Origin of the sequence: Martelella sp. AD-3 (assembly GCF_001578105.1) — a bacterium.
GTDB lineage: Bacteria > Pseudomonadota > Alphaproteobacteria > Rhizobiales > Rhizobiaceae > Martelella.
This window is the reverse complement of record NZ_CP014275.1, coordinates 2,431,890-2,446,933: the sequence shown is the minus strand read 5'-3', so window position 1 is coordinate 2,446,933 and position 15,044 is coordinate 2,431,890. Positions and strand designations below refer to the sequence as shown.

Sequence of the window (15,044 nt, the reverse complement as noted above, 5' to 3'; positions counted from 1 at the left end):
CCCTACATTTTCTCCTTGATGCCTCTTGAAACGAGCCACCAGTTGACGGGATAGGCGGTTGCGAAGCCGGCCCACATGGCGATCTGCATCATGAACCAGAATTCGACCGTCGGCACCTCCAGTTTCACGCCGAGGAGGTGGCGGAAGAGGTAGAACTGGGCAAAGGCCATGAAGCCGTACATGCCCAACTGCCAGGAGGTCAGCGACAGGAAATCGGCCTTGGCCGCCTGAATGAGGCCCTGAGCCGGCGTCAGGCCGCGCATGGGCTTGATGGTGAAATACTGAAAGATGACGCCGAAGGAGAAGGCGAAGATATAGTCGAGGACCCACACGGCAAACATCTTCTCGGCGAAGATCGTCTGCCAGCCGAACCAGACGGCGACAGAGGGAACCAGGAAGGCAAGCCATTCGGCGATCAGGTCGCCGAGCGCGCAACCCGAGCCGCAATGGGCAGCACCCTTGCCGACCATCACCGAAAAAGGCGTCTCTGTCATGTTCGGCGGCGTCTCGTCGTGTTCCATGGCGTGGTGATGGGCTGCGCGGGTGGCGAGCCGGCCATAGCGGAAATAGGCCCAGAGCGCGGCAAGCGAGCCGAAAAGCGCGACAAGGGGCCAGACCACATTCATGATCCACATATGCTGCGGATTTGCGAAAACGTCGACGGCGATGATGATCGCGGACGCAAGGCCGGCGAGAAGAGATACGACGGCGAGCAGATGAAGCCATTCGGGCATGTTTCATCTCCTTTGCTAATTCGGCGCCGCGCGGCGCCCGTTTTGTTGGTCTGCTTCTGTCAAAAAACGCTCCGGGCCCGGCTTGTTCCGCCGTTTCCTGGAACGCGATCGACTTTCTTCCTCAAGAAAGGGAGAACATTTGCCGCTTCCAGCCGTTTCTTCTGCACGCACACCTGAAAGGAGAAACACCATGGCTGGTTCGAAGATGAAGCCGCATGAAACGCCGCGCGAGGAGGATTATCGCGACTACGAGGACCGCAATCTCGATGACGGATGGCCGTATTCGGATGAGGAAAACAGGCATGGCGCGCGCAATGCGCCCTATGGCGCCAATCCCGCCAATCTGGACCGGCGCGAAACGCCGGGCGCGCAAGTCTCCGAGGATACCGCCGTCCACACCGCCCAGCGTCTTGCGCCAGAGCCGGAGGACACGACGGTCGACGATGACGGTCTCTCGGACGTCATCACCCGGCTGATCGATGAAGATGATCGTTTCAATGCCGACCTGATCACCGTGACGGTCCGCGACGGGGTGGCGATGCTGAGCGGCGAAGTGGAGACCGAGCCCGAGCGACTGAGACTCGAGACCCTGGTGCTTTCGGTCAAGGGCGTGCGCGATGTCGAGAACGAGGTCGTCCTGATCGGCGTCGACAGCCATGTCCCGCCGGACTTTGACGAATAGCCGAACATCGTTCCTCGGCTTCGAACAAGAAAAGCCGCCTCCGCGGGGCGGCTTTTTTTGACGCCGGCGCGACCGGCAGGAGGAAAGGCCGGAAATGAAACCGGCCTTTCTGCGCTCCGGTCATTTCGGGCAGGCGGCCACGTAGCGTTCGCCATTGGCATCGCGGTAATAGCAGCGGCCCGGTTCATTGGCGCGGCCGATCAGTGCGCCGGCGGCAGCACCGACTGCGCCGCCGAGCGCCGCGCCGCCGACATCGCCCGATACGGCGGTGCCGACGGCCGCGCCGGACAGTCCGCCGACTGTTGCCCCCTTCTCGGTGGCCGAGCATGCGGTCAATGCGCCGAGTGCGACAACGAAGAACAGTCGTTTCATGATTTTTCACTCCAGTTGCGAGATTGGTCGTGACTTGCAGGCCGCGGGCCGAAGAACCGGAGAAGCGCCTCCCGATCGCTCGCCGGCGGCAGATATCCGGCTCGGCATAGCGGCTGCTCATGGGCCAACCAGCCGGGGCCGCGATTGTTCCATACTTTTTTCGCTGAATTTCGGACTGCGTGAAATGGCGGTCCGGACGCCGATAACGCGTCGCGCTGACAAAGGCTGATCGGGTACGATTGATTCTGATCTGCTAGTCTGGCAGAGTTGAATTCTCGGCATTGTCGCCTCTCGATTCTCCCTGATCCGCTGGTGTTCCGGCCCGGCTGAGAAACAGGACCCGGCGCCGGTAAGCGGTGCGATCGGGAGGTGTATGCGTGCTGAAAACGTTTGGGATGTCGCAGCGCATGGCAATGCGGCTGCGGCGGGAGCACTGGAGCGCCGTGCGTCCATTCGGACACAAAGGACGCTCTAGCCTATTGAATCTGCGCATCGCGCTTTCCGAAAATCGACTCCGGTTTTCGGGCCGATGCGCTAGAGCGGTTCCGCCTTTCGTGGAAACGCGCAACCGCTCTATCTATTTGTTTTGACGCATTTTCGCTTAGCGTCAGATGTTTCCATCTGACTGCGAAATGCGCGAGGGCCGGCGCGGTTGCCGGCCGGGCAGAAGGGCAGGATCATGAAATACGCCATTGTCGGAACCGGATCGCGGCACAAGATGTTTCGCGGCGCCGTCGCCGAAACCTATGCCGATCGCAACGCGCTGGTCGGGCTTTGCGACATCAACGAAAAGCGGCTTGCGCTCTCGGCCGGCGCCGTGCCGGCCGAAGGCAATGGCGTCGCCACCTATCGGGCGGAGGATTTTCCGCAGATGCTGAGCGAGCAGAAGCCGGATACGGTGATCGTCACCGTGCCCGACTACCTGCACCATGACTATATCGTCGAGGCGATGCGGGCGGGCAGCGACGTCATGACCGAAAAGCCGATGACGATCGACCTTGACAAGCTGAAGTCGATCCTCGACGCACAGAAGGAAACCGGCCGCAAGGTGACGGTGACCTTCAACTACCGCTACACGCCGGCCCGCACGCAGCTGAAGGACATCCTGATGTCCGGCGCGATCGGGGATGTCACCGCCGTCAGCTTCCGCTGGTATCTCGACCGCGTCCATGGCGCCGATTATTTCCGCCGCTGGCATCGCTACAAGGATCAGTCCGGAGGCCTGCTGGTGCACAAGTCGACGCACCATTTCGATCTCGTCAACTGGTGGCTCGGCTCCTCGCCGGTCTCCGTCGCCGCTCATGGCACGCGCTCCTTCTACCGGGCGGAAACCGCCGATGCGCTCGGGCTCAATCCGCGCGGTCCGCGCTGCCACACCTGTCCAAGCGCCGGAAGCTGCGACTTCCGGCTGGACCTTGAAGCCGATCAGGCGCTGAAGACGCTCTATCTCGATGCCGAGGACGAGGACGGCTATCTGCGCGACCGCTGCGTCTTCGACGACGACATCACCATCGAGGATACGATGCAGGTGCAGGCGGTCTATGGCACGGGCGCAAGCCTCAACTACACGCTCTGCGCCTATTCGCCCTGGGAAGGGCTGGAGGTGAAGTTCTACGGCACAAAGGGCGAGTTGTCCCACCGCCATGTCGAGGTTCATGGCGTTTTCGGCGGCAAGCGGGAGAAGGCGGCCGGCTCGGAAACGATGACGACCACGCTGCATCTGGCGGGCGAACAGCCCCGGGAACTCGAGGTCTGGGAAGGCGAGGGCGATCACGGCGGCGCCGATCCTGTGATGCTCGGCTATCTTTTCGACCCCGATGCCGGCGAGGACCCCTACGGCCGCTCCTCGTCCCATATCGACGGCGCCTGGTCGATCCTGACGGGCATTGCCGCCAACCGGTCGATCGAGACGGGGCAAACCGTTCACATCGCGGAATTCCTCGCCGAAAACGGCATCGACCTGCCGCCGAAGGAATGGTGACGGCGTGAGCGCGCCTCGGCTGACCTGACAACAGGCGGTCAGCCGGATGCGTCCTTCGGCGAGAGTTCCAGACTTCGAAGGAGATCAGCGAGCGGCTCGGGCTCGTGGATAAAAAAGCCCTGGGCGAAATCGACGCCGTAATCCCTCAATCTGGCGCAGGTCGGCTCGTCGCCGACATATTCGGCAATCGTCTCGAGCCCCAGCACGCGGGCGACCTCGACGAAGCATTTGATCGTCGCCTCGTTCAGCGGATCGCTCAAGAGCTCGCGGATGAACTGGCCGTCGATCTTCAGATAGTCGAGCGCGAAATGCTTGAGATAGCCGAAGGAGGACGAGCCCGCGCCGAAGTCGTCGAGCGCCACCGATATGCCCCGGCGACGCAAATCTTCGATGAAGGAGGCGGCCTCCTCCATGTTGGTGATGACGGCGGTCTCGGTGATTTCGATGCACAGGCTGTGGCAGATGGGACCTCCGGCCGCGTCGAGAAGGTCGAGCGCCTCCTTGTGGAAGGCGCGGTCGCCGAGCGACTGGCCGGAGAGGTTGACGCATAGCCGCGCCGCGCCGCCGGCAAGGCCCGACGCGTCGATCTGCTCCAGCGCCTTGCCGAGCACCCAGCGATCGATGTGGGAGATGAGGTTGAAACGTTCGGCAGCCGGCAGAAAAGCGCCGGGAAGAATGACCTCTCCATCGTCATCGACCAGACGGAGCAGCAACTCGATGTGGCGAACGGCGGGCTCGCCGCTCATCGGCGCAATCGACTGGGCGTAGAGCACGAAGGCTTCCTCCTGCAGTGCCCGTTCGATGCGGGCGGCCCAGCGCGTCTCGCCGGAGCGCAGCCTGAGCGTCTCGTCGCTCTCCGCCCAAACGTGAACCCGGTTGCGGCCGTTTTCCTTGGCGACATAACAGGAGGTATCGGCCGCCTGCAGCACCGCCGAGACGCTGGTTGAACGGCTGTCGACCGGAACAAGGCCGATACTGGCGCCAACCCTGAAATGCTTGTCGTCGTGGACGAAGCGGAACGCGCCCATCCGATCGCAGATCGTCTGGGCGATGCGTTGTCCGTCCTCCGGGCTGCAATGCTCAAGCAGCACGGCAAACTCGTCGCCGCCGAGACGGGCCAGCGTGTCGCGCTTGCGCAGGCACTCCTGCATCAACTGGGTCACGCGTTTCAGAAGCGTGTCGCCGACCGTGTGGCCGCAGGTATCGTTGACGATCTTGAACTGGTCAAGGTCGATATAGAGAAGAACACTGGATGTGTCGGCTTCCTGGGCCGTCTCGAATACCCGCTGCAGCCGGCGATCGAACTCCGAGCGGTTGAGCAGGCCGGTCAGCGGATCGTGGCTGGCGCGATAGGTCATCTCGCGCGAGAGCCGTCTTTGTTCGCTGACATCGTGGAACACAAGCACCGCGCCGAGGATCTCGCCCTCGGAACTGCGGATCGGCGCGGCCGAATCCTCGATGCTGTATTCAAGTCCGCGCCGGCCGACGAGAAGCGTATTCTCCGCCAGCCCCACGACCTGTCCATGGGCGAGGCAGGCGGCGATCGGATCCGGCGCGGTCTCGCGCGTTTCCTCGTTGAGGATCGAGAAAACGCGATCGGACGGCTCTCCCGCCGCCTCGTCGACGCTCCAGCCGGTCATCCGCTCGGCCACGGGGTTGAGCCATCTTATTCTTCCCGCCGCATCGGTGGTGATCACCGCGTCGCCGATCGAATTGAGCGTCACCCGCATCAGTTCGTGCTGCTCGGCGAGATCGAGCGTCATCTGCCGTCTGGCGGTGACATCCCAAGCGGCGCCGATGACGCGGCTCGGCTTTCCCGTCTTGTCGCGCACCAGATTGGCGGCGATGTGAAGGTGGCGGTACGCGCCGTCGGGCAGGATGATGCGGTATTCCTCATCGAGATGTTCCCCGGTTTCGACGGTCCGGAAAACGGCTCTTTCCACACGCTCGCGGTCTTCGGGATGCACGGCGCGCTTCCAGACGTCGCCGACATCGTCCCCGCCGGAAATGTCGAGGCCATAGAGCCGGTACATCCAGGCGTCCCAATGGGCGACCCGACGGTCGATCTCCATTTCCCAGATGCCGATCCCGCCGCTGTCCGTGGCGATCGTCATCCGCTCGCTCATCAACAGCCGCTCTTCTTCGGCGCGCTTGCGGGCGGTGATGTCGGTGTGGGTTCCGATCATCCGCTTCGGCGCGCCGTCCTCGCCGCGCTCGACCACGCGGCCGCGGTCCATGATCCAGATCCAGCGCCCGTCCTTGTGGCGCATGCGAAACTCTTCCTCGAAATAGGGCGCATCGCCGCGGATGTGGGCGACATCGGCCGTTCGCGCGCGCTCGACGTCGTCGGGATGGATGAATTTCAGCCATGCCGCGCCGCTGTCGGATATCTCGTCCGGTCGATAGCCGATCAGGGCGCACCAGATATTCGAATAGTAGGTTTTGCCGGTCACCAAATTTGCGTCCCAGACCCCTATCCGGCCGTTTTCGGTAGCCGCCGCCATGCGCTCGTTGACCCGCTCGAGCTCGAGGCGCTGGAGCACCTGATGGGTCACGTCCTGAGAGGCGCCGAGAAGGCGCACCGGTCGGCCGTCCTCGATCTGCGCCGATCCGTTGATCCGCAGCCAGATGCGCCGGCCGTCGCCGCGCGTCATCGGCAGCTCCATGTCCCAGCTTCCGCCGTTCTCGATGCTTTCGAGCAGCGATGCCTCAAAGCTCTCGCGGTATTCGGGGTCGAAGAAGGCGGCGACTGTCTCGAGCGTTGGCTCGAAGCCGACATCGACGCCATGGATGCGGCAGGTTTCCTCCGACCAGTAGACCTTCTCCTCGACAAGATCGACTTCCCAGCCGCCGACGCCGGCGAGATTGCCGGTGCGCTCGAGGAATTCGCGGCTCTGGCGCAGTTCCTGTTCCTCATGTTTCTGGCGCGTTATGTCGCTCAGCGTGCCGAACATCCATTCCGGCATGCCGCCTTCCGTCCACGTCAGGACGCGGCCGCGCGCGACGGCCCAGACCCAATCGCCGGATTTGTGGTGAAGGCGCGCCTCGCAGTCATAGACCTCGGCCTCCCCGTGCAAATGCCGGGAGAGCTCCAGTTCATGCGCAGCGCGGTCGTCCGGATGGATCCGGCTCACCCAGGTCGCCATATCGATCGGTTCGAGCTCGTCCCGTTCGTAGCCGATGATGTCGGCCCAGAGGTGATTGAGACGGAGCTCGCCCGTCTGGACGTTCCACTCCCACGTGCCGGAACGCGTCGCCTCGATGATCTGCTGCAGACGCCTGCGCTCCTCGATCAGCGCATTCTCGGCCTTCCGGCGCTGGGTCACATCCTCGATCGTGGAAATGATGCGCAACGGATTGCCCGCGCTGTCGCGTTCAAGAATGGCGGAGAGCAGGACGTCGAGCACCTGGCCCGCGCGCGTAACCATCTGATAACGCACATTCTCGCAATGCCCGTCGAACAGGAAGGCGGGCAGGACCTCGGTGCGCGAGATCAGTGCCGATTCCGGCGTCAGGAATTCGGCGAGCTTGCGGCCGATCACTTCCTCCCGGTTATACTTCATCACGTCGAGCCAGCGGTCGCTCACGCTCAGGATCGTCCCCGTCGGGTCGGTCGAGTGCAGCATGGCCGGCGTGGCGCGATAAAGCCGTTCGATCCGTCTTTCGGCGGCTTCCAGCTCACGCTGGGTTTTAACGACCTCGCTGATGTCGCGGATGATTTCTGTGGCCCCGGTCAAGGCGCCGTCTTCGGAGATCACAGGCCCGAGCGATACGGAGACGGGGACCCGGCGGCCGGTACGGTGAAGCCGCTCGGTTCTCAGATTCCGAGTCGCCGCGCCGTCTGCGAGCCGAGCCGCGAGATCCGTCTGCGCTTCAAGATGTTCCGGCGCGACGATCAGCGAAAGCGGTCTACCGATCGCCGCATCGGCGCTGTAGCCGAACAGGCGCTCGGCCGCCGCGTTCCATTGGCGGATCGTGCCAGCGATGTCCATCGTCAGGATCGCGTCGGGACTGTTTTCAAGGATGGAGCGCGCCTCGGCCTCGACGGCCAGCAGTTCGCGCTCGTGAAGGGCGATCAGCCGGGCCTCCAGCGCCTTTGCCGCCGCCCGGGCAAGATGACCCAGAATCTCCTTCTGATGCGCGCTGAGCGTCTTCGGCTTCTGGTCGACCACGCAGAGCGTGCCGACCCTCTCGCCATCGGAAAGCTGAAGCGGAACGCCGGCGTAAAAGCGGATCCTGAGGCCGTCGGTCACCAGCGGGTTGTCCGAAAACCGCCGGTCCCGGGTGGCGTCCTCCACCTCCATCAGCTCTTCGCCCTGAAGGGCGTGGGAGCAGAAGGAGATGCTGCGATCCGTCTCGCTCACGTTCTCAAGGCCGTAATTCGCCTTGAACCATTGTGTGTCCTCGTTGAGGAGGGTGATGAGCGAGATCGGCGTGCCGCAGACCAGGGCCGCGGCCTCTGTCAGCGCATCCAGTTCTGCGGCCGGAGCCGTGTCGAGCCGTCTCAGCCTTTCATAGGCCGACAGCCGGTCGATATCCGTCTCTGTCGCTCGATCGGCCATCTGTTGCGTGACCTCCGTAGTCTGGCGGCGGTTCCTGCCGGCGCTCGTCGTCTCCCGTGACCCGAACCACGATACTAGGATGTTCTTGTCCCTTAAACGACCCGTCGCGCATTTCGGATCCGCATGTGGGCCGGGGCAGGCGCAAATACACTCCGAAATGGAGAGTATAAAACTATAATAATCAACAGCTTGTGAGTTTATGTCGATAAACCGATCAGCCAGGAAAAAATCGCCCTGACCGGGCTCGCTTCCTAGATTTCGATGGGTTCCTGAACGAGGTCGACGCCGAAGCGCGCCTTTACCCTTTCGCGGACGAGCGCGGCGAACCGGGCAACATCCCGGCGCGTCGCGCCGCCGTGATTGACCAGAACCAGCGCGTGACCGTCATAGGTTCCGACCGGGCCGAGGCGCTCTCCCTTCAGCCCGCATTGCTCGATCAGCCAGCCGGCGGAGAGCTTCACGCGGCCGTCGGGCTGGGGGTAGCGCGGGGCGCCCGCAAGGCGTTCGGCTTCCTCGGTGCTGACCACCGGATTGTGAAAGAACGAGCCGGCGTTGCCAAGGCTGCGCCAGTCGGGAAGTTTCGATTGCCTCAGGGCGAGCACGCTTGCCATGACTTCCGCCGGCGCAGCGTCGTCGGGGAAGCCTTCCAGTCCCGCATAGGCTTTGGTCGGCGACCAGTCGCGGGGCAGGGCCAGCGTGACCGAGAGGATGACATGCCGGCCCGGCTCGATCTTGAACCGGCTCTGGCGATAGCCGAAGCCGCATTCTGCGGCCTTGAAGGTCTCGATTGCGCGCGTTTTCGTGTCGAAGGCGGTCAGTTCGAAAAAGACATCGGAGAGCTGGACGCCATAGGCGCCGATATTCTGCACCGGCGCGGCGCCGACCGTGCCGGGAATGCCGGCGAGGTTTTCGAGCCCCGGCATGCCGCGCCCGACGGTCCAGGCGACGAAGTCGTGCCAGTTCTCGCCGGCGCCTGCCGTAACCAGATTGTGCGTCGCGGTCTGGCCCGAGAGCCTGCGTCCCGCAATCCGCATCAGTCCGACCAGCGCCTCCACGGTTTCGCTCAGCACCACATTGCTGCCGCCGCCGAGGACCGTAAAATTAATGCCGCGGCGATCAGCCTCGTCAAGCAGGGCGGCAAGCGCTTCCGCCTGCGTGATGCGGGCGGCAAGCCTGGCGGCGGACTTGAGCCCCAGCGTGTTTTCGCGCGTCAGGTCGAAATCGGCAACGAGGTTCATCGGGCAGTCGGTCCGCTTGGGTTCTGTAAAGTCATACCCGTCAAATAGTCCGGGCTTTGGCCGTGCGCAAGCAGGAGCCGCCTGCCGCGGCCGGGCAGGACCGAAGGGCACGGTTGAAAGCACGATGCGTAGACAAAATAGGTTAGAGCGTCCTTTGTGCGTCCGAATGGACGCACGGCGCTCTAACGGCGGCCTTCCACTGCTTGCGAAAGCCTGTCGCGCACGCCGATGACAGCATCGCTTCCCGGCGCGAGAGGCTTGTATTCCAGTCCGATGCGTCCCCTGTAGCCGGCTTCGATCAGCTGTGCGAGCCGGTCGGCGAGGTCGATCCCGCCCGATCCCGGCTCGTTGCGTCCGGGATGGTCGGCCACATGGACATGCACGACCTTGTCGAGATTGCCAGCGAGAACCGTCTCGATCGGCTCCTCCATGACGGCGGCATGGTAAAGGTCGTAGAGAAGGCCGATCTCGTCGCGGTTGACCGCCTCGACGATCTCGAAACCCTCGGCCGTGGAATGAAGGAAATAGCCGGGGTGGTCGACGATCGTGTTCAGCGGCTCGATCCCGAGCCGGACGCCGCTGCCGATCAGGACGTCGGCGGCGTCCGAGAAGGTCTCGATCAGCGCGGCCTTCTGGTCTCTCCTTGGGATTTGCGGCAGGTCATTGCCGGTCTGTGCGATCAGAACCGGGGCTTCCAGCCGGTTGGCGACCTCGACCGAACGCTTCAGGCCGTCAAGCCATTCGGTCCTGTTGACCGGATCGGTGATTGCGATCAGCGGTTCGGCGACGAGGCCCGCAACCGCCATGTCGCAGGCCTTTGCCGCGCGGGCGATGGCTTCGACATCCTTGTTCGACCAGAGCCAGAACTCGAAGGCCGTAAAGCCGGCGGCCGCAGCGCGTTCGATGCGCGACGTGAAGCTGTCGCCGGGCTCGGCGAACAGCCATTCGAGGCAGGGCGAGAATTCAGGCTGCGGCATAGGGTTTCCTCACGTTGCCGGGTGCCAGCCGCGGTCCGACAGCGGCCGGTCCGGGGCCTCGATGGTGATGAAGCTTGCAAGTTCGGGTCCGAAGGTCGGCAGCGCCATCGGACAGGTGACGCCCGGCAGGACGCGGACGTCGAAGAGCTCCTTGATGCCACCCTCGATCCTCAGCCATTCGACGATATCGCCGTTTTCCGTGTTGACGATCTGCAGTCCGCACCAGGCTTCGGCGCGGCGTTTTTCCAGCTCGTCCTGAAGGTTTAGGCCGGAAAACACGCCTTCGCGGCGGGCGAGCGACAGGCCGACGATGGCATGGCCGTCATGGAAGGAGAGGCCGCGCAGGAAACCGGGGCAGAAGGCGACGCGTTCGCGCGTCCGGCTCTGAAGGTCGAGGCGAGTGAGGTATCCATTGCCGGAATCGAGGAACCAGAGCGCATTCTTGTAGAGGCGCGGCGAATGCGGCATCGACACGCCCTCGGTGACGATCTCGTCGGTCTCGACATTGACGACGACGCCGCCGTCGCGGCGCTCGTTGCGCCAGCCGTCGACGATATCGGTGGTGGAAACCGAGGTGACGAAGCGCGGCACGCCGTTTTCCATGGCAAGGCCGTTGAGATGGCAGCGGTCCTCAGGCGCCAGTCGGGAGATGAAGGGCGGCCGCCAGACCGGCTTGAAGGAATGCACGACGCTGTCGGTCGCCAGGCAGGAATATTTGGTATTGACGAACAGCAGCCTGCCGGCGGCATCAATGCCGAGCTCATGGACATCGAGATCGGCGACGGTCTGTCCGCGGCGCGGCACGTAGAGCCTGTCGAAGGCCTCGTTGGCACGCTCGTGCGGGCCGAGCACGTTCTCGAACCGCCAGATCTGGGCGAGACCCGCCAGCAGCAGGCGCTGACTGTCGCCGATCAGCCCCATGGCGCGGATGAAATTGCGCTGGTGCAGCGACAGCGAGCCATCGGGCAGCACGCCGACCAGGAAGAGCTGGCCGGTCTGGTATGAGGTGAAGGCGAGCGCGCAGTTGTGGAGCGACAGCCACTGGCCAAAGCCGCGCGAACACGTCACCTGAGATTGGATTTCCGCCGGCGGCCTCGGCGCGGCGCCCGGCGCGTCGGATGCGGGAAGGGCGCTTTCGGAGGCGCTATTGACGGAGGGCTCGGCGTCTTCCGGGTTCGGTTCTCGGGGTTTGTCATTCATGGGCATGTTCCGACGCCTGCGTTTCTTGTTTGACCGCGCGGGCCTCGTCGACCCACACTGCGGCGCTCGACACTAGACATGAGGAACACCCCCGGAGCAAGCCGGATCGCCCCGCAAACGGCGCTCCGCTGCGCAAGGACGCCAGGTCTTTCGGCCCGCGGCGGCAATAATCCCGGAAAAAGTCCGCGCCATCCCGTTTTTGGGCAGCCTGGCGCCGCCGGCTTTCTCTGGCACTGGGGACGGAGAAAGGAGCGCAGGACCGGCAATTCCGGCTCTCGCTCGGGCGCACCCATCTGCGTGAGTGAAGGCGCACGAACATCGAGCCGGGCCGTCCGGCGTCCGGGGGCCGGCACAGTTAAGCCCGGCGCGGCGATGATTCGGTTGCAGACAAGGCGCTTTCGCGGACAATGGCCCTGAATACCGGTTGCGCGGTCCCTCCGCAGGTCTTCGGGCCTCGGGGCTTTTCTGCGGCGCCGTGTTGGCGGGGGCGCGGGGACCGCGCGCCAGGGTTTATTGTAAGCGAAAACGCACAGTTGGAATGCCCGGAAAGCGCTGACTTTCGTTGCTGATACGGTCTGGCTTGACCGATATCAATGTCGGGTCGCCTTGATTATGTTTATATTATCGGTTTGGAATTGTAATTCGTCAGTTGTACTTGAAAAATAAGTAAAAATGTCAATTAATTGTGGACTTTATACGCCTTTGGTACCATATAGAGGTCGTCAAAACGAAGAGCGTTGACCGTTGGCGTCAACAATCGACGCGATCTTTCGCAGGTTCATGCCCAAGACCAGCGCCAGGCGCCAAAGTCAGCCATCGTGAGCGACGGTGAAGTCGCTAGAATTGGTGGAATGAAATGTCCCGCAACTGCCTGCCCAAGAATGGCCGTTTTGGTCGGAGAGATTCTGACCGACATTTTGCCGGATAATTCGTTCGCCGAACCCAGCGCCTTTTGCCGGACATCCTCCTCGGCGCGGGCGCTGGAACCCCAGCAATGTTCCTCTTATTATGGTGAGGGCTGAAACCATGGATATGTATGCCAAACACACGAACGTTCACGCCGACCCGTGGAGCGGGTTCAGCGACGGTGCATGGCGCACCGCGATCGACGTTCGCAACTTCATTCAGGAAAACTACACGCCTTATGAAGGCGATGCGTCCTTCCTCACGCCGGCCACCGAGCGCACCAAGCAGCTCTGGGATGAGCTGAGCGACCTCTTGAAGCAGGAACGCGCCAAGGGCGGCGTCCTCGACGTTTCGGCAGACAAGCCCTCGACGATCACCGCGCATGACGCCGGCTACATCAACAAGGACCTCGAAATCATCGTCGGCCTGCAGACGGATGCGCCGCTGAAGCGCGCGATCATGCCGAATGGCGGCCTGCGCATGGTCGAGGGCAGCCTCGAGACCTATGGCTACAAGGCGGACGAAACCGTTCACGATGTCTGGACCAAGTATCGAAAGAGCCATAACCAGGGCGTATTCGACGTCTACAGCCCCGACATTCTCGCCTGCCGCAAGTCGGGCGTGATCACCGGTCTGCCGGATGCCTATGGCCGTGGCCGCATCATCGGCGACTATCGCCGCGTTGCCCTTTATGGCACGGATTTCCTGCGCGCTCAAAAGCAGAAGGAATTCCACGAACTCGACGATGCCGTCTTCAATGACAACAATATGCGTCTGCGCGAGGAACTCTCGGAACAGTTCCGCGCGCTCGACGAGCTGCGTGAAATGGCGGCCAAATATGGCGTCGACATTTCGAAGCCCGCCCGCAATGCCCGCGAAGCCGTCCAGGCCGTCTATTTCGGCTATCTGGCGGCCGTGAAGGAACAGAACGGCGCCGCCATGTCGATCGGTCGCATCTCGACCTTCCTCGACATCTATATCGAGCGCGATATCGAAGCCGGTTACATCTCGGAAGACGATGCCCAGGAAATGATCGACGACATGATCATGAAGCTGCGCATCGTCCGCTTCCTGCGCACGCCGGAATATGACGAACTGTTCTCGGGCGACCCCGTATGGGTCACCGAAGCCATCGGCGGCATGGGCGAAGACGGCCGGACGCTGGTTTCAAAGAACAGCTTCCGTTTCCTCAACACGCTGTTCAACCTGGGTCCCGCGCCGGAGCCGAACCTCACGGTTCTGTGGAGCCCGAGCCTGCCGGAGGGCTTCAAGCACTTCTGCGCCAAAGTTTCGGCCGACACCTGCGCCATCCAGTACGAGAACGACGAGTTGATGCGTCCGAAATGGGGCGACGACTACGGCATTGCCTGCTGCGTCTCGTCGATGCGGATCGGCAAGCAGATGCAGTTCTTCGGCGCCCGCGCCAACCTCGCCAAGGCTCTGCTGTATGCGATCAACGGCGGCGTTGACGAAATGAAGCTGAAGGGCAAGAAGGTTGCCGAGGGGCTGGAACCGATCACCGGCGACGTTCTGGAATATGACGAGGTCGTCGAAAAGTTCGACAAGGCCATGGACTGGCTTGCCAAGACCTACGTCAAGGCTCTGAACGCGATCCACTACATGCACGACAAATATGCGTATGAACGCGTCGAAATGGCGCTGCATGACCGTGATATTCTGCGCACCATGGCTTGCGGCATCGCCGGTCTGTCGATTGCGGCCGATGCGCTGTCGGCGATCAAATATGCCAAGGTCGAGGTCATTCGCGACGAAACCGGACTTGCCGTCGACTACAAGATCACCGGCGATTTCCCGGCCTTCGGCAACAATGACGACCGTGTCGACGACATCGCGGTCTGGCTGACCGAGACCTTCATGAACAAGATCAAGGCACAGCCCTACTTCTACCGTGACTCGATGCCGACGCAGTCGATCCTGACAATCACCTCGAACGTCGTCTACGGCAAGAAGACCGGCAACACGCCGGACGGACGCCGTGCGGGCGAACCCTTCGCGCCGGGCGCCAACCCGATGAACGGTCGCGACAAGAAGGGCTTTGTGGCCGCAGGCGCCTCGCTTGCCAAGCTGCCCTATGACGCCGCCCTCGACGGGATCAGCTGGACCGCCTCGGCAACGCCGGGCAGCCTCGGCCATACCGACGAGGATCGCATCAGGAACCTGTCGAATTGCCTCGACGGTTACACGGCGGCCGGCGGTTTCCACGTCAACGTCAATCTCCTCAACAAGGAGACCCTGGTTGACGCCATGGATCATCCGGAGAAGTATCCGCAGCTGACGATCCGTGTTTCGGGTTATGCGGTGAACTTCATCAAGCTGACGAAGGAACAGCAGCTTGACGTCATCAACCGGACTTTCCACACCTCGATGTAAA

At 62.8% G+C, this 15,044-nt stretch carries 9 protein-coding genes; 3 read left to right on the top strand and 6 right to left on the bottom strand.

What is annotated here, in order from left to right; translation table 11 throughout:
- Window positions 1–2: 2 nt before the first annotated feature.
- A complete protein-coding gene (locus AZF01_RS11410) occupies window positions 3–734 on the bottom strand; it encodes a DUF4396 domain-containing protein (protein ID WP_024707642.1) in 732 nt (243 codons plus the stop codon).
- Between the two features lie 190 nt (window positions 735–924).
- On the opposite strand from AZF01_RS11410, the gene AZF01_RS11405 reads away from it, so the two are divergent.
- The gene (locus AZF01_RS11405) at window positions 925–1,416 is read left to right on the top strand and encodes a BON domain-containing protein (RefSeq protein ID WP_024707643.1); all 492 of its coding nucleotides are present in this window, start codon (window positions 925–927) and stop codon (window positions 1,414–1,416) included.
- 120 nt (window positions 1,417–1,536) lie between these two features.
- Here the strand turns inward: AZF01_RS11405 and AZF01_RS11400 are convergent, their stop codons facing one another.
- On the bottom strand, window positions 1,537–1,788 hold the full coding sequence (locus tag AZF01_RS11400; RefSeq protein WP_024707644.1) for a glycine zipper domain-containing protein: 252 nt from the start codon (window positions 1,786–1,788) through the stop codon (window positions 1,537–1,539).
- Between the two features lie 679 nt (window positions 1,789–2,467).
- Between AZF01_RS11400 and AZF01_RS11395 the strand changes: the two genes are divergently transcribed.
- Entirely contained in the window at window positions 2,468–3,769 is a 1,302-nt protein-coding gene (locus AZF01_RS11395; RefSeq protein ID WP_024707645.1) for a Gfo/Idh/MocA family protein, read from the top strand.
- 38 nt (window positions 3,770–3,807) lie between these two features.
- Here the strand turns inward: AZF01_RS11395 and AZF01_RS11390 are convergent, their stop codons facing one another.
- From AZF01_RS11390 to AZF01_RS11375, 4 genes are all read right to left on the bottom strand, one after another.
- The gene (locus AZF01_RS11390) at window positions 3,808–8,331 is read right to left on the bottom strand and encodes a PAS domain S-box protein (RefSeq protein ID WP_024707646.1); all 4,524 of its coding nucleotides are present in this window, start codon (window positions 8,329–8,331) and stop codon (window positions 3,808–3,810) included.
- A gap of 251 nt (window positions 8,332–8,582) precedes the next feature.
- Window positions 8,583–9,569, bottom strand: coding sequence for a UDP-N-acetylmuramate dehydrogenase (gene murB / locus AZF01_RS11385; RefSeq protein WP_024707647.1), 987 nt, complete (start codon window positions 9,567–9,569; stop codon window positions 8,583–8,585).
- A gap of 182 nt (window positions 9,570–9,751) precedes the next feature.
- Window positions 9,752–10,546 (bottom strand): TIM barrel protein, encoded by a 795-nt coding sequence (locus AZF01_RS11380; protein WP_024707648.1) that lies wholly within the window; start codon window positions 10,544–10,546, stop codon window positions 9,752–9,754.
- A 9-nt stretch (window positions 10,547–10,555) separates the two neighbouring features.
- Window positions 10,556–11,746 (bottom strand): TIGR03032 family protein, encoded by a 1,191-nt coding sequence (locus AZF01_RS11375; RefSeq protein ID WP_024707649.1) that lies wholly within the window; start codon window positions 11,744–11,746, stop codon window positions 10,556–10,558.
- Between the two features lie 1,026 nt (window positions 11,747–12,772).
- Between AZF01_RS11375 and pflB the strand changes: the two genes are divergently transcribed.
- A complete protein-coding gene (pflB, locus tag AZF01_RS11370) occupies window positions 12,773–15,043 on the top strand; it encodes a formate C-acetyltransferase (protein WP_024707650.1) in 2,271 nt (756 codons plus the stop codon).
- Window position 15,044: the final 1 nt, after the last annotated feature.